The sequence below is a fragment of the Halobellus sp. Atlit-38R genome, assembly GCF_003665925.1.
Lineage (GTDB): Archaea > Halobacteriota > Halobacteria > Halobacteriales > Haloferacaceae > Haloquadratum > Haloquadratum inordinatus.
This window is the reverse complement of record NZ_QXIJ01000001.1, coordinates 250,525-265,613: the sequence shown is the minus strand read 5'-3', so window position 1 is coordinate 265,613 and position 15,089 is coordinate 250,525. Positions and strand designations below refer to the sequence as shown.

The window sequence follows — 15,089 nt, the reverse complement described above, 5'->3', positions numbered from 1 at the left end:
GCGAGCAGACGCGAAACCCACAGGGTAGTCGATGACTCGAACTCCGGACAAACGAATCACCGCGTCTCGGCACCCACATTCGTGCAGGTGGGCAATCCCGGACGACAGCGATGCCTCCGTCACTTACGCGTCGAGCGTCGCTTCGAGTTCGCCCCGCTCGTCGAGCTCTGCGAGGATGTCGCTGCCGCCGACGAACTCGCCGGCGACGAACGTCTGGGGAATCGTCTCCCAGCCGCTGTGATCTTCGAGCGCACTCCGATACTGATCGAGCGCGGGGAGCACGTCGATCGTTTCGAACTCGTCGACGTATTGAGAGATGAGATTGACCGCGCGCTGGGAGTAGCCACACTGGGGCATCAGCCGGTTCCCCTTCATAAACAGGACGACGTCGTTCGACTCGATAGCGTCGTCGACGCGCGCTCGTACTTCGTCGTCGCTCATATCCGCACCGGGCTGGAACGTCATAGAGCGACGTATGCGTCCAGTCCTGAAATGGATTGCGTCGCCCGAAGTTCGGGCAGTCCCGCTCGACGGTTCGAGCGGGAGTCGGCGACCGTGAAACACTCGCGGAGACGGTGCGAGCGCGGCCCTGACCCGCTCTTATTCGTTGCCGACGCGAACGACGTCGATGAGCGAGTAGACCGGCACGCCCTCGATGTCCTCGACGCCCTGTTTGTCGACGATGACGACGCAGGCGACGGGGTTGCCACCCTCCTCGCGGATCGACTCGACGGTCTCTCGCATCGTCGTTCCCGAAGTGATGGTGTCGTCGACGACGTAGCAGTCGCGGTCGCGGATCTGCGCGAAGTTCCGCGAGAACGACCCGCCGAGGTCTTCGATGTCGCCTTCCTCCCACTGGTGCTTCGCCGGGGCGTACGAACCGAGGTCAGTGTCGAGTTCCGTCGAGACGACCGTCGCGAGCGGCGCGCCGGCTTTCTCGATCCCGATCGTCAGATCGACTTCCTCGCCCTCTTTCACCAGGAGGTCGGCCATCGCTCGGCCGATGTGTGTGAGCCGCTGGGAGTCGCGGCCGATCGCGCTCCAGTCGACGTGGATGTCGTGGGGGCCACCGCCGTTGTCCTCGGGCTGTACCGGTTCAGGCTCGTAGTTGTTCGAGCCGCTGCGTTCGACCAGCCAACTGGCCGTCTCCCGGGAGACGTTCAGCTCGTCGGCGATCTCGCCTTTCGACAGACCGCGTTCGGCGAGTTCGGCCGCACTCGAGATGAGATCATCGACGTTCTTCATACGCGCTGAATTGGACGGCGGTTTTTATAGTGGTGTCGTCGTCGCCGAAGGCCGCCTCGAACTCGGTTAGATCGTACACGCCAGTGACGACCGCGTCGCGGAACCACGCCGGGAGCGTCGCGAGCGTCTCCACCGCGGACTCGAAGTGTCGGACGTTCGAGTTGACGCTCCCGACGAGCGCTTTGTTGTGCATCACGAGTTCTCTGTGCAGTTTCCCGCCGTCGATCTCGAACTCCCACGAGCCCGGGACCCCCAACAGCGCGCCGACGCCGTTGGGCGCGAGCGCCTCGATCGTCCCGAAGGCGTGCTTCGCGTAGCCCGTCGCCTCGAACACGAGATCCATCGACTCGTACGCGCCCGGAACCTCCTCGAGCGGTGTCTCCCGGGAGTCGACGTAGGTCGCACCGAGTCCTTCGATGATGTCGATCGTCGGATCGGGGCGGTCCCGGCGGCCGAGACAGTAGAGCCGCTCGAAGTCGAACTGGTCGCGGAGCATCGCAAGCGTGAGCAGGCCCAGGCTCCCGTTGCCGAGGACGAGCGCCGACTCCGGTTCCCAGGTGAACGACGAGCGCGACGCGTACGCGAGTTCGACCGCCTTCTCGGCCACAGAAAGCGGTTCGACGAGGAAGCCGACGTCGACGATCGACGCCGGAACCTCGACCAGATACGCCTCGGGGCTGGTGAAGTACGTCGACATAAATCCGTGCGCCCCAGAGATCCCGCGCTCGTGGTAGGCGCCTTCGGGAGCCATATCCGGTTCGCCGCGCGCGAAGTACGGGTTCGATCCGTTCGGCGGTCGGCGAACCGTGGGGACGACCACGTCGCCCCGAGAAAATCGCGTGTCGCCGGCGTCTTCGACGACGCCGACCGCCTCGTGGCCCAGCACGAGGTGGTCCTCGCCCGCCGGGAAGTCGCCGTGGCCCCCGGCGACGACCTCGTGGTCGGTCCCGTCGACGCCGACCCGGAGCGTCCGGACCAGCGCCTCGCCGACGCCGGGCACCGGCCGCTCGGTATCGACGACGACCGGACGGTTCGCCCCGCGCTCGACCGCGATCGCGTGCATACCTCGAGCTAACGCGCGGTGTCGATAAAAGATTTATTCCACTATGAGTTAATATTATACTCAGACGTCGTCGTTCAGATCGTCGACGAGGGCGTCGCCGACGCCGACGTACTCGGCGGGCGAGAGCGCGCGCAGTTCCGCGCGGACGTCGTCGTCGACGTCGAGGTCGTCGAAGAGGTCGCGGAAGTCTTCGAGCGTCACGTCGCGGCCGCGCGTGAGTTCCTTGACACGTTCGTAGGCCTCTGTGTCGCCCTCGCGCCGGAGGATCGTCTGAACGGCCTCACCGATCAGTTCGGGATGGGCGTCGAGTTCCTCGCGCATCACCGTCTGGTTGGGCACGACTTTTCCGAGCCCCGCCTCGGTCTTTCCGTAGCCGATCAGACAGTGCGCGAACGCCGCACCGATGTTGCGTTTCACTGTCGAGTCCGAGAGGTCGCGCTGGAGGCGCGAGGTCGTGACGTAGTCGGCGAGGAACGTCAGATCCGCGTTGGCCTTCGAGAGGTTCCCCTCGGAGTTCTCGAAGTCGATCGGGTTCACCTTGTGCGGCATCGTCGACGACCCCGTCTCGCCGTCGGCGGCCTCCTGTCCGAGGTAGCGGTCCGAGACGTAGAGCCAGATGTCGCGGTCGAGGTCACAGAGGACGTTGTTCACGCCCCGAAGCGCGTCGAAGACGGACGCGAGGTCGTCGCAGGGGTTCACCTGCGTCGTGAGCGCGGTGTGGTCGAGACCGAGACCGGTGACGAACGAGCGGGAGAACGCGCGCCAGTCGACGTCGGGGTAGGCGGCGACGTGCGCCGCGTACGTCCCGGAGGCGCCGGCGAGTTTGCCCGAGAGGCCGTCTGCGGCGTCGACGACGCGTCCCATCGTCGTCCCCAGGCGCGCGGCGTAGACGGCCATCTCCTTGCCGAAGGTGGTCGGCGTCGCGGGCTGGCCGTGCGTTCGCGCGAGCATCGGCGTGTCCCGGTACTCGTGGGCGAGGTCGACCAGTTCGTCGCGGACGGCCGTCAGCGCCGGCAGCAACACGTCTTCGACGGCGGGCTTGACGAGCAGTCGCTGCGCGAGGTTGTTCACGTCCTCGGAGGTGAGCCCGAAGTGGATCCACGGGTGGACGCGCTCGTCCGTCTTCGTGCGCAGGAAGTACTCGACGGCCTTCACGTCGTGATTGGTCGCGCTGTACCCCTCGGCGCCTTCGGTCTCCAGGCGCTTGATGAGGTCCGCGTCGTCGGCGCCGAAGTCGTCGACAACGGCGCGAAGGTCGGCGCGCTCCTCGTCGGTCAGCGAGAGCGACGTAGCGTCCAGGTCCGCCAGCGCGAGGAGGTACTCCACCTCGACGCGGAGTCGCGCTCGCATCAGCGCCGCTTCGCTGGCGTAGGGCACGAGCGGCGCGGTTCGGCCGGCGTATCGCCCGTCGAGCGGCGAGACTGCCGCGAGCGGGTCGGAACGAGAGAGGTCGTCCATACGCTGAGTCTCCGCAGTGCGCTAAAAAAGCGTGTCGATGGATATCCCACTCCTGTGCATATTTCTCGGGGTTACAGACCGATTTTCGGACGCACCTATCCGCAATTGTGTATATCGGTGCCGGCGAGACCGCAACTGACTTACTATCTGCGCGAGGCCCCACGAGTATGACCAAGATTGCCGGCCTGGCGAGCAATCGCGGACGAAACCTCCTGCACATCGACGATCGACGCCCCGGCGGCGCGGAACTTGCTGTCGTCGTGGCGAACCACGAGGGCGCGCCCGTCCTCGACGCCGCCTCCGAGCGCGGCATCCCCACGGAAGTCGTCGAGCGCGACGACGACGAATCCCGCGAGGCACACGAGGAGCGCGTCCTCGACGCGCTGTCGAGTTACGACTTCGACCTCGTCTGTCTGGACGGCTATATGCGCGTCCTCACCGAGACGTTCCTCGACGCCGCGCCGACGACGCTCAACGTCCACCCGTCGCTGCTCCCGTCGTTCCCCGGAATGGACGCCCACGAACAGGTGCTCGACGCCGGCGTCAGCGTGACCGGCTGTACCGTCCACGTCGTCACCGACGAGGTCGACGCCGGGCCGGTCGTCACCCAGGAGTCGGTGCCGGTCTACGCCGACGACGACACCGACTCGCTGAAGACGCGCGTCCTCCACGACGCGGAGTTCACGGCGTACCCGCGCGCCGTCCGCTGGTTCGCGGAGGGTCGCCTCCACGTCGAGAGCGAGGGCGAGGAACTCACCGTGACCGTCGACGGCGACGACGGGGGCGAGTTCCCCGAGCGCCGCGTCGTCTCCGACGACCGCGTCGCCGAACTGCGCTACGGCGAGAACCCCCACCAGGACGCCGCGGTCTACGCCGACGCCGCCGTCGACGAGGCGAGCGTCGTCGACGCCCCGCAGTTGAACGAGGGCGCGAAGGGCCTGTCGTACAACAACTACAACGACGCCGACGCCGCGCTGAACCTGATCAAGGAGTTCGACGAACCCGCGGCCGCGGTGATCAAGCACACGAACCCCGCCGGCTGTGCGACCGCGGACACCCTCGCAGACGCCTACGCCGACGCGCTCGCGACGGACCCGATGAGCGCCTTCGGCGGCATCGTCGCGCTCAACCGCGAGTGCGACGCCGCGACCGCCGAAGAGATCGTCGACTCGTTCAAGGAAGTCGTGGTCGCGCCGGGGTACACCGACGCCGCGCTCGACGTCCTCACCGAGAAGGAGAACCTGCGCGTCCTCGACGTCGGCCCGCTCGGCGACCGGACCGACCGCCTCACCGAAAAGCCGCTCGTCGGCGGCCGTCTCGTTCAGGAGCGTGACCTGTGGGCGCCCGACCGCGACGAGATCGAAGTCGTCACCGAGACCGAACCGACCGACGAGCAGCTGGAGACGATGCTGTTCGCCTGGAAGGTGCTGAAGCACGTCAAATCGAACGGCATCGTCTTCGCGGACGGTACCGAGACCGTCGGCGTCGGGATGGGTCAGGTCTCCCGCGTCGACGCCGTCCGACTGGCCGCGATGAAGGCCGACGAGCACGCCGAGGGCAAGGACGCCGACGGGGCCGTGATGGCGTCTGACGCCTTCTTCCCGTTCCCCGACGGCGTCGAGGAGGCCGCCGACGCCGGCGTGTCGGCCGTCATCCAGCCCGGTGGCTCCGTCAACGACGAGGACGTCATCGAGGCCTGCGACGAGCGCGGGATTCCGATGGTCTTCACCGGGCGGCGGTGCTTTCGACACGACTGAGCGGAGCGAAGGAGTGTCGAAAGTCAGTGAGACGAGGAGGGCGAGTCTCACGCGACTTCCGGCACGCTGACCAAGCGAAGTGAAGTAAAACCGGTCTGAAACGGGCTGCCTGCCGTGCGACCGAAGTCGAACTGAAACGAACCCCTACTCCGAGTCCATCCGGACGACGAGGATCGGCACGTCGGTGTTCTCGACGACGCGCTCGGTGACGCTGCCGAGATTCGCGAGTTTGTCTCGCCCGGAACGGCCGTGCGTCCCCATCACAATCAGGTCGACGTCGCTCTCGGCGGCGTAATCCAGAATCGCGCGGTACGGAATACCGTCACGGACGGTCGTCGTACACTCGACGCCAGCCTCCGCCGCGGCTTCGGCGATTTCTTCGACCGCCTCGTGGGCGTCTTCCTCCATCGTCGCCTTCAGGTCGGGCTTTTGTTCCTCGCCGGCGGCCAGATAGAGCCGCCGATCGACCACCGAGAGCGCGTGGATTTTCGCCTCTCGCGTCGCTGCGATGTCGAGTGCGTGGTCGAGCGCTTGTGCGGTCCCGTCGCTGCCGTCGGTGGGAACGAGAATGTGATCGTACATCGCGTCTCGCCGTTCGGACGGCACCCTCTTGAACGGTCCCCCGGTTGTCGCCGTGCGGGAGCGGTGAGTCGGCGCCTGCGATACGCTAAGGGCGCGCCGGCAGAGAGTATATTTCTCCCTCGTTCCAAGGGGCGTGCGTGTGTACACTGACGCTCGCCTGGCGCGCATTCGAGGACGCGCCCGTCGTCGTCGCGGCGAACCGTGACGAACTGCTGGATCGAGACTCCGAACCGCCGGCCGTCGTCGACGGCGACCCGTCGTTCGTCGCGCCGCGGGACGCAGTCGCCGGCGGGACGTGGATCGGCTACAACGAACACGGCGTCTTCGTCGGCCTCACGAACCGCTGGGTCGACGTGCCCGGCGGTGGAGGGCGCTCCCGCGGACTGCTCGTTCGCGACGCGCTGCGCGCCGAGAGCGCCGTCGATGCGCGCGAGACGGTCGAAGACGCCGTCGCCGCGGACACGTACGACGGATTTCACCTCGTCGTAGCCGAGCGCGGTGGGGACGACCCCCGAGCCTACTTCTTCGAGTGGGACGGTGAACTGAACGTTCGAAGACTGACACCCGGCGTCCACGTCGTCGTCAACGTCGGCATCGACGGCGAGTTCGTCGAACCCGAGTGGCGGCCCGAGATGGGGGCGATCCAGGCGCACAACGCCCAGCAGGTCCGGACGGAGTTGGACTCGCGGAAGTGGGACTCCGCGTCCGCCTGGCTCGACCGCGCGAAGGAGGTTCTCGGAACCCACGAGTACGGCGTCTGCGTCCACGAGTCGGACCGGGACTTCGGGACGCGGTCCTCGTCGCTGATCACGCTCTCGGCCGACGACGACGCCGAGTTCCAGTTCGCCGACGGGGCCCCTTGCGACACCGCCTTCGACCGGGTCGAAGGTCAAATTTAAACGAGTCGCGGGCGTCGGTCGGCATATGAGCGCAGCCGCCGAAGCCGATCTCTCGGACGACGAACGCGAAGCGCTGGAACTCATCCGAGAGACGGGTGGGATCCACCAGAGCGACTTCTGGAAGGAACTCGACATCTCCTCGCGGAAGGGCAGCCGGATCGCCGAACGACTCGCGTCGCTCGGCCTGATCGAACGCGAGGAGACGGTCTATGAGGGACACAACACCTACCATCTGGAACCGGCCGCGCGGGACCTCGACTTCTCGCTCCTGATGGCGGGCGATATGCTCTCGCCGTTCATCGGCGAGGAGGAGGTCAACCACAACAGCGACGCCTTCTCGCAGTGGCTGATGAATCTCGCGTACGAAGAGTACTGATCGCGGCTCGTTTCTGCACTCCATCGTCGCTCGGTCGCGCGCTCGGTAGCCGCGTGTGTCCCGACCGCGTGTGTCCCGAATAGCTGCAAAACGGTCCGACTGGTGGGCGGTGCGAGCGGCACAGTCGATCGCGGGAACGAGGTTTCTATAGTAGCATTTGCAACTGATTGCTCATCCGATCGAACGACAGCGTACGAGCCGATGAGTGAAGACTTGCAAATGCTACTACAGACAGGTCGCGAAAGCGGAGAAGTACCGCGGTCCGACGCCGTTATTCGTCGGCTTCGTCGTCTTCGTCTTCTTCGGCCGGTTCGAGGTCGTTCTCGACGATGTACGGTTCGATTTCGTCGTTTTCGAGTTCGACGAACTCCTCGGAGTCGGCGGAGACGGTCGCGACGTCGACGCCCGCGGCCGTGAGTTCGTCGTCGTTCGCGGAGGCGATCGCGCGAAGCGCCAGGCCGACGCCCTCGTCGAGCGTCATCTCGTCCTCGTAGTTCTCTTCGAGGTGCTCCTGGATGTCCCCGCGGTCCGCACCGATGGAGACGGCCTTCCACTCGTAGGGCGTCCCGGAGGGGTCCGTCTCGTAGAGGCGCGGCGAGCCGTTCTCGACGCCGCCGATGAGCAGCGCGACGCCGAACGGACGGGCGCCGCCGACCTGCGTGTACTGCTGAATGTGGTCGGTGACGTTCTTGGTCAGCGTCTCGATGCCGACGGCTTCGCCGTAGCGGAGGCGGTTGACCTGCGCCTGACGGCGCGCGAAGTCGATGAGCTGTCGCGCGTCCGCGACGTGGCCCGCCGAGGCGATGCCGGCGTGGTCGTCAGCCTTGTGAATCTTCTCGACGCTCGTCGGCTCCATCAGCGGCGAGCGAGATCGCTTGTCGGCCGCGAGGACGACTCCCTCGGGCGTCCGGACCCCGACGCTCGCGGTCCCTCGCTTGACTGCTTCCCGCGCGTACTCCACCTGATAGAGACGACCGTCGGGCGAGAAAATCGTGATCCCACGATCGTATGCCTGCTGTTGGGCTTGTCCCTGCATAGTATCACTCGAAATCGAGCCGCGTCGCGCCCGCGAACCCGTCGGTACCCTCGACATCGACGCGCGTCCCGCGGACGACGGCAGGGTGGGGTTCGTTCTCGAACACGACGTCTCTCTGTTTCCCACGTCCGGTCCGGCCGTTCAAATACCTTTCCTCACAGGCACGAACAGTGCCCGAAATTCCGCGAACACGGAGGCCGACGGGGGTGCCGTCGACCGCGTCGACGGTCGCGAGCGCTGCCCGGGCGCGGTCTTCCGTGCCCCGATACGCCCGCACGATCGTCTCGCCGTCGCCGCCATCGAGGTCGAACGAGAGCACCGTCAGATCCGTCTCCGCGCTCCCGACGTCGCCGTAGAGGTTCTGTGCCGCGTACCAGAGGTCCCGCTGGAATGCCCCGCGGTCGAACTCCGCGTCGGGCCAGGTCTCGATCTCGACGGCCAGATACCGCCAGCGCGGCTGGAGGTGTTTCGGAAGGTGCTTCACGGGCGGTTCACTCCGCGCTGTCTGTGGTAGCGTCCGCGTCCGCGACGCTGACGCGTTCGCTCGCGTCGCCGAACCGTTCGGCGACGAGGACGCCGACCTGATCGTGGACGCGCTCGACGGCCGTGAGGACGAACCCCTCGTCGGTCAGCGCGTCGACGAGCGTCCCGACGGTCGCGGGGTCGTCGACCTCGGGGCTGTAGAAGGGCTCGTCGGGGTCGGGCGCTCCGAAGAACATCAGGTCGCCGAGCACGAAACGCCGCGGATTCAGGTCGGCGATGGCGGCAATCGCCTCCCGTTTCTCCGCGTCGGAGAGGTGATGCATCGCGAAGTTCGAGGTGACGACGTCCACCGGCCCGTCGTAGTTGGGGTCGCGGAAGCGACCCTCGCCGAACTCGACGTTTTCGAGGCCCGCGTCGCCGGCCTTCGCGCGCGCCTCAGCCAGCATCCCCTCGCTGATGTCGCGGCCGATCACGCGCTTCGCGTTCGGTGCCAGCGCGAGCGCGATCGCCCCGGTGCCCGTCCCGAGGTCGAGGACGACGTCGTCGGGACCGGGAGCGGCGTGTTCGACGACTAAGTCCGCACACGCGAGGTACTCTGCAGAGTTCGACTCGTCGTCGTACGAGTCGGCGGCCGCCGAGAAGCGCGCGGCGTGTTCGTCAATCGTCTTCTTCATACCGGCCACGTTCGACGCCCGGGGCAATGAACGACTCGGAGAGCCGCTCGCGGTTCCGGGCGATCAGCCGCCCCCACGCGTCAAGTCCATCGCGTGTCCACTCTTCTCCGAGGCCGATCTCCGCACCGAGCGCGGCGAGCTCCCGGGGCGCGCGGAGCTGCAGGTGCGATTGCGGATTCGCGCTGACGACGTAGGGGGCGTCGTAGTGGTCGACGAGCCGCTTCAGCCGACGGAGTTTCTCGAGGTGCTGAACGCGGTGGCCGCCTCGATTTCTGAGGACAGGCGCGAGGTTCACTTCGATCCAGACGCTGTGCTCCCGAGCGGACTTCGCGAGCACGTGGTTGAAATCGCCGTCACCGCTCCCGTCTGCGCCCTCGAACGGCCGCGTGAGCACGTCGACGCGGTCCTGCTCGACGGCGAAGCGATTCAGCGCGTTCGTCCCGCCGCAGACGGACACGAGCGTGTGCTTTGTGCGCGCGTTCCCGACCGCGCCGCTGGCGTGTTGGGGGTCGGCAGCGACGATTTCGGCGGCGTCGACGACGTCGGCCGCGAGGTTCTCACGGAGACGTTCGTAGTCGGGGTCGGCGTCGTCAGCGCGGACGATCACGCCCTCGTACCCGTAGCGCTCGGCCGTCGTCGCGAAGCGTGCGGCCGTGCTCTGTCCGTCCGGGTGGGCGTGAACCGCCTCGTACATAGTCCGAAGAACAGGCCGGGCGAGTATGGCAGTTACGATCGGTCGAAGTAGCGCGCGAATCGAGGAGACGGTCAGCGGCCGCGACGCCGCCTGAGCACGACCGCGCTGCCGAGAACGCCGGCGACGGCGACGACGACACCGAATCCGGGCGTCGACGTACCCGAGCGGGATTCGGTCGACGTCGACTGATCGTTCCGGACCGGGACGTCGAAGTCAGCAGTCTGGTTCCCGTCCGGCCCTGCCACAGTAATTGTGATCGAGTCGTGCGTCTCGACCGCCGAGAGGTCGAAAGTGGCGTTCCAGGACCCATCCTCACCGACGGTCGCCGCTTGCGTCTTGAGGAACTGCGGGTCAGTCTCGCCCGCGGACTGGACGCGAATCTGCAGTTCGGTACCCGGATCGAGCGTCGTCGTTCCGGCGATCGTCACCTCCGCCGTCGACGAGACCGACTCCGTCTCGAGTTGAAACGGCTCCTCGTCCGCCTGTGCGGTCGCGGGGACGGCGGCCGCCGAGAGTACGAGCGTGGCGACGAGTGCGAGGGAGACGACCGAACGTGTCGCTGGTGCGCTGTGCTCGATCTCGCTTGCGATCTGTGCGATACGATCTGTTGGAGGGCTATCGATCATACCCACTCGGGGAGACGAGTGTGGCGGCCAAGTAGGCGGGGAATGCTTAAATCGTCGCTTGAGCGCCGCCGGGGGGGCTCGTGCTGCCTCCACCAGACCGACCGCTGGGCCGATCAGCCGACGAGCTGCCGCGTCGCGTCGGTAAGTGCGGCGGCCGCGCGCTCGACGTCGTCGACGTCGACGTACTCGCGTTCGGCGTGGGCGACGGCCCCCTCGTCGTCGGCGAGCACACCCGGACCGAAGACGACCACGGGGGCGGGCGAGAAGTACGACGCCTCGGTCGCGGCCGTGAACGGGCGGACGGTCCCGGATCCGCCGGCCCGCTCCGACGCGGCCGCGAGTGTCTGCACGAGGGCGTGCTCTTCGTCGGTCGCGAACGCCTCCAGAAACGGCGTCGGGCGGTCCGTGAGCGAGAAGTCGACGCCGACATCGTCGGCGACAGCGGCGCGAACGGCCGTTTCGAGTCCCGTTCGGAACTCCTCGGCCGTCTCCGGCGGGACGCTCCGGCGGTCAAGAACGAGTTCACAGTGCGCCGGGATCTGGTTCGTCGCGTCGCCGCCCGTCACGGTCGTCGGCGTCAGCGTCGCCGCGCCGAGTTGCGGATGCGGGTCCCGGTCGTCGTCGAACCGTCGAATCACCGCGAGTGCGGCTTCCAGTCCGGCGATGGCGTTCACGCCCGACGCCGGTTCGGCGGCGTGCGCGGCCGAGCCGGTGAGCGTGAGCGTTCCCTGGAAACGCCCCTTCGCGGCGGTGCAGACGTCCAGACCGGTCGGTTCGCCGACGACGTAGCAGTCGGCGTCGAGACCCAGCGCGGCCGCGCCCGTCGAGAGTTTCTCCTCGTCGGGCGTCACTGCGAGCGTCACGCGGGCGTCCTCGCGTGGGTCGACAGCGAAGAACGCGGCGAGAATAGCTGCGAGCGGCCCCTTCGCGTCGCAGGAGCCGCGGCCGCGGATGCGGGTCGTCTCGCCGTCCGCCTCCTCGCGCTCGAACGGTACGTGTGGAGAGACGGTGTCGATGTGGGTGTTGAAGACGAGATGCGTGTCCGCGTCGGATTCGGTGGCGCCCTTCGCGGCGAGCGTGTTGCCCGCGTCGTCGACGCGAGCGTCGAGGCCGTGGGCTTCGAGCGTCTCGACGAGGAACGCGCGCATCTCCTCGACGCTCTCGTTGGAGGCGATCGGAACGGCGTCTTCGAGGAACGCGACGGGATCGAAGTCGTCGTCGACCATCTACGCCGATCGGACGACGACGTCGAGTTCGCTCGCGAACTCCCGCTCGGCGGGGCCGGCGAGGGTTGCCGGTCCGTCGTCCGGCACGGTGATCTCCAAGTCGCCGCCCGGCGGGCTGACGGTCACGGGTGCGCTGCCGTCGACGAGGCCGAGGCGCTTTGCGACCGCGGCGACGGCGACGGCACCGGTCCCGCAGGACTGGGTCTCGCCCTCGACGCCGCGCTCGTAGGTCCGCTGTCGGAAGTGCGGATTGCCCTCGTCGTCCTCGACGCGGGAGGCGAGCGTGACGTTGGCTCCCTCCGGGAAGACGTCCGCGTGGCGGACGTCCGGTGCGACGGCTTCGAGGTCCACGTCGTCGACGTCGTCGACGACCGCGACCGCGTGGGGGACGCCGGTGTTCACCGCGGTGACGGTGAGGCCTTCGACGTCTTCTTCGACGAGTTCGGCGTCGCGAGCCAGCGGCACGTCACGAGGGGCGAAGGTGGGTTCGCCCATCTCGATGGTGACGTGGTCACCGTCGACATCCGCGCGGCGGGTACCGGCGGGCGTGTCGATCATCAGCACGTCCGAGCCGGTCTGTTCGGCGCCCCAGGCGGCGGCAACGCGGGCACCGTTGCCGCACATCGCGGCGACGGAGCCGTCCGGTTGGACGAGCGTCATCACGATGCGCGGCGGCGAGTACCGGTCTTCGAGTGCGAGAAAGAGAACGCCGTCCGCGCCGGTGCGCGGCGAGTCGTCGTGTGTCACGCCGGTCTCGCGGTCGCAGTGGGTCGTGGCGAACGCCGGGCGGTCGGGGATCGATTCGACGGCGTCGACGACGATGAAGTCGTTGCCGGTGCCGTGGTACTTCTCTACTGGTACGTGGTCGTGCAGTACGCTCATTGTTCTAGTTCGGTGAGGTCAGTCAGGGTTTCCCGTCGTCGGGCGAGTCGGACCGTCGTCTCCGAGAGGGCGACTTCCGCCGGCCGGGGTCGAGAGTTGTAGGTGCTCGACATCTCGTATCCGTACGCGCCCGCGTTCCCCACGGCGAGGGTGTTCCCCCGTCTGGGCCGCGAGAGCGGTCTGTGCTCGCACAGTACGTCCGCCGACTCACAAATAGGTCCCGCTACGGTGACGGGCATCGATTCGGCGTCGGCAGGTGCGGAGAGGTTCCGGATTTCGTGGTAGGCGTCGTACATCGCCGGGCGGAGCAGCGTCGTCATCCCGGCGTCGACGCCGACGACGGTGGCGTCGCGGGCCTCCTTGACCGTGTTGACCCGCGTGAGGAGCACGCCAGCATCTGCGGCGATGTAGCGTCCGGGTTCGATCGCGAGCGTCGCGTCGACCTCGCCGAGCGCCTCGCGCGTCGCGTCGGCGACGGCGGCGAGGTCCAACGGCGGTTCGTCGTCGCGGTACGGCACGCCGAACCCGCCGCCGACGTCGACGAACTCCAGGGAACCGACGCGGGATTCGACGTCGCGGGTGAGATCTCCCATCCGGCGGACCAACTCGCGGTGCTCCGAGAGGTCCTCACCGGAGATGCCGCTGCCCGCGTGGGCGTGGACGCCGACGAGGTCGAATTCGGCAGCCCACTGGTCTGCAAGGTCGGGCACGCGCTCGATCGGGATGCCGAACTTCGCGTTCGCACCGGTCTGGACCTTCTCGTGGTGGCCCGCGCCGACACCGGGGTTCGCGCGGATGCAGAGCCGCCCGTCGAAGCCGCGGTCGCGGAGGCGGTCGACGGTGTCGGCCGCGCCGACGGTGATCGTCAGCCCGGGGTGTTCGCGCCAGCGCTCGACGACCAGATCGAGGTCGCCGGCGGGCGGATTGACCGCCGTGTACTGGATTCGATCGCCAGAGAACCCGGCCTCGAAAGCGCGCTCGACTTCGCCGGCGGACGCGCACTCGACGTCGAGGCCGGCCTCGCGGACGGTTCGAAGCACGGACTGGCCGGTGTGGGCCTTCGCGGCGTACCGGACGTCGGCGCCGGGGAACGCGTCCAGAAGTCGGGTGCAGTTCGCTTCGACTCTACGGAGGTCGACGACGTAGAGCGGGGTCTCGTACTCCTCGGCGAGTGCGAGGAGCGTCTCCTCGTCCCACTCGTCGAGGCGGCGAACCGCCGGCCCGCCGTCGCCGCCCTCGCTCATTCCCGAAGCGCCTCCTCGCGGCGGGTCTTATCGAGCGTGTCGTCTTCGATGTCGAGCGCGACGACCGCCGGCTTGTACGCGCCGGACTCGAAGAGGTCGTGGTCGCCGAGCGAGGACTCGACGTAGCGGGTGAACGCGCGGCGGTTCGACGGGAGGTGGCCGTAGATGACTTCCTCCTCGACGAGGTCGTAGACCGGAATCCGGGGGCTGAGAAGCGTGTTCTCGCCGACGACGGTGTTCTCGCCGACGTGGAAACCAGAGGTGACGCGACAGCCCGCGCCCAGCGAGACGCCGTCCTCGATGATCACGGGCGCGTCCTCGACCGGTTCGAGCACGCCGCCGATGAGCGTGTTCGCGCCGAGTTTGACGTTCTCGCCCAGTTGGGCACAGGACCCGACGGTGTCGCAGGAGTCGACGAGCGTGCCGTCGTCGACGTACGCGCCGATGTTGACGAACGACGGCGACATCATAATGCAGTCCGAGCCGAGGTACGCACCGCGTCGGATCGCCGTCCCGTCGGGCGTGTTGCGGGTGCCGCGCCCGCCGAGGTCGGTGGTCGAGCGCAGCGGCAGGACGTCGTAGTACGTGACGCCGCCGTACTCGCGGGGGAGCGTCTCCCGCAGGCCGAAGTTCAGGAGAATGCCCTGCTTGACCCACTCGTTGACGACCCAGCCGTCGGGGCCGCTCTCGCCAACCTGCTCGGCCGCTCGCACGTCACCCGTTTCGAGGGCTTCGAGGAAGGCGTTGAGCGTCGAGTCGATCGCAGAGCCCGCGGTGTCGGCGGAGAGTTCGTCGTCCTGGTAGCGCTGCCACAGGTCCGTCACGTCGGATTCGAGTCCCATTG

Annotated in this window: 17 protein-coding genes; 3 read left to right on the top strand and 14 right to left on the bottom strand. The window is 67.6% G+C overall.

The window, feature by feature from the left end; translation table 11 throughout:
• Positions 1-123 precede the first annotated feature (123 nt).
• The 4 genes from D3D02_RS01365 to purB form a co-directional block, all read right to left on the bottom strand.
• Positions 124-465 (bottom strand): glutaredoxin, encoded by a 342-nt coding sequence (locus tag D3D02_RS01365; protein ID WP_121568199.1) that lies wholly within the window; start codon positions 463-465, stop codon positions 124-126.
• 135 nt (positions 466-600) lie between these two features.
• Complete coding sequence (gene gfcR, locus D3D02_RS01360; protein WP_121568198.1) at positions 601-1,245, bottom strand: transcriptional regulator GfcR; 645 nt, start codon at positions 1,243-1,245, stop codon at positions 601-603.
• Positions 1,229-2,308: a glucose 1-dehydrogenase gene (locus D3D02_RS01355; RefSeq protein ID WP_121568197.1), complete on the bottom strand. Its 1,080-nt coding sequence runs from the start codon at positions 2,306-2,308 to the stop codon at positions 1,229-1,231. The genes gfcR and D3D02_RS01355 overlap by 17 nt, the downstream gene beginning before the upstream one ends.
• Positions 2,309-2,368: 60 nt before the next feature.
• A complete protein-coding gene (gene purB / locus D3D02_RS01350) occupies positions 2,369-3,766 on the bottom strand; it encodes an adenylosuccinate lyase (RefSeq protein WP_121568196.1) in 1,398 nt (465 codons plus the stop codon).
• 167 nt (positions 3,767-3,933) lie between these two features.
• On the opposite strand from purB, the gene purH reads away from it, so the two are divergent.
• Positions 3,934-5,523, top strand: coding sequence for a bifunctional phosphoribosylaminoimidazolecarboxamide formyltransferase/IMP cyclohydrolase (gene purH / locus D3D02_RS01345; protein WP_121568195.1), 1,590 nt, complete (start codon positions 3,934-3,936; stop codon positions 5,521-5,523).
• 144 nt (positions 5,524-5,667) lie between these two features.
• On the opposite strand, the gene D3D02_RS01340 is transcribed toward purH, so the two are convergent.
• Complete coding sequence (locus D3D02_RS01340; RefSeq protein WP_121568194.1) at positions 5,668-6,105, bottom strand: universal stress protein; 438 nt, start codon at positions 6,103-6,105, stop codon at positions 5,668-5,670.
• Positions 6,106-6,242: 137 nt separating this feature from the next.
• On the opposite strand from D3D02_RS01340, the gene D3D02_RS01335 reads away from it, so the two are divergent.
• Both D3D02_RS01335 and D3D02_RS01330 read left to right on the top strand, forming a co-directional pair.
• The gene (locus tag D3D02_RS01335; protein WP_121568193.1) at positions 6,243-7,004 is read left to right on the top strand and encodes an NRDE family protein; all 762 of its coding nucleotides are present in this window, start codon (positions 6,243-6,245) and stop codon (positions 7,002-7,004) included.
• Between the two features lie 25 nt (positions 7,005-7,029).
• The gene (locus D3D02_RS01330; protein ID WP_121568192.1) at positions 7,030-7,380 is read left to right on the top strand and encodes a MarR family transcriptional regulator; all 351 of its coding nucleotides are present in this window, start codon (positions 7,030-7,032) and stop codon (positions 7,378-7,380) included.
• A gap of 271 nt (positions 7,381-7,651) precedes the next feature.
• On the opposite strand, the gene psmA is transcribed toward D3D02_RS01330, so the two are convergent.
• The 9 genes from psmA to D3D02_RS01285 form a co-directional block, all read right to left on the bottom strand.
• Positions 7,652-8,416, bottom strand: coding sequence for an archaeal proteasome endopeptidase complex subunit alpha (psmA, locus tag D3D02_RS01325; protein ID WP_121568191.1), 765 nt, complete (start codon positions 8,414-8,416; stop codon positions 7,652-7,654).
• Between the two features lie 4 nt (positions 8,417-8,420).
• A complete protein-coding gene (locus D3D02_RS01320; RefSeq protein WP_121568190.1) occupies positions 8,421-8,900 on the bottom strand; it encodes an Rpp14/Pop5 family protein in 480 nt (159 codons plus the stop codon).
• Positions 8,901-8,907: 7 nt separating this feature from the next.
• Entirely contained in the window at positions 8,908-9,573 is a 666-nt protein-coding gene (locus D3D02_RS01315) for a class I SAM-dependent methyltransferase (RefSeq protein ID WP_121568189.1), read from the bottom strand.
• Positions 9,557-10,267, bottom strand: coding sequence for an RNase P subunit p30 family protein (locus D3D02_RS01310; RefSeq protein WP_121568188.1), 711 nt, complete (start codon positions 10,265-10,267; stop codon positions 9,557-9,559). Before D3D02_RS01310 ends, D3D02_RS01315 begins: the two co-directional genes overlap by 17 nt.
• 71 nt (positions 10,268-10,338) lie before the next feature.
• Positions 10,339-10,893, bottom strand: coding sequence for a BGTF surface domain-containing protein (locus D3D02_RS01305; protein WP_121568187.1), 555 nt, complete (start codon positions 10,891-10,893; stop codon positions 10,339-10,341).
• A 113-nt stretch (positions 10,894-11,006) separates the two neighbouring features.
• Positions 11,007-12,119 carry a M20 family metallopeptidase gene (locus D3D02_RS01300; RefSeq protein ID WP_121568186.1) on the bottom strand — a complete coding sequence of 371 codons (1,113 nt, stop codon included), beginning with the start codon at positions 12,117-12,119 and terminating at the stop codon, positions 11,007-11,009.
• Complete coding sequence (gene dapF / locus D3D02_RS01295) at positions 12,120-13,001, bottom strand: diaminopimelate epimerase (protein ID WP_121568185.1); 882 nt, start codon at positions 12,999-13,001, stop codon at positions 12,120-12,122.
• Positions 12,998-14,245 (bottom strand): diaminopimelate decarboxylase, encoded by a 1,248-nt coding sequence (gene lysA / locus D3D02_RS01290; RefSeq protein WP_121568184.1) that lies wholly within the window; start codon positions 14,243-14,245, stop codon positions 12,998-13,000. Before lysA ends, dapF begins: the two co-directional genes overlap by 4 nt.
• Positions 14,242-15,087: a 2,3,4,5-tetrahydropyridine-2,6-dicarboxylate N-succinyltransferase gene (locus tag D3D02_RS01285; RefSeq protein ID WP_121568183.1), complete on the bottom strand. Its 846-nt coding sequence runs from the start codon at positions 15,085-15,087 to the stop codon at positions 14,242-14,244. The genes lysA and D3D02_RS01285 overlap by 4 nt, the downstream gene beginning before the upstream one ends.
• Between the last annotated feature and the right edge of the window lie 2 nt (positions 15,088-15,089).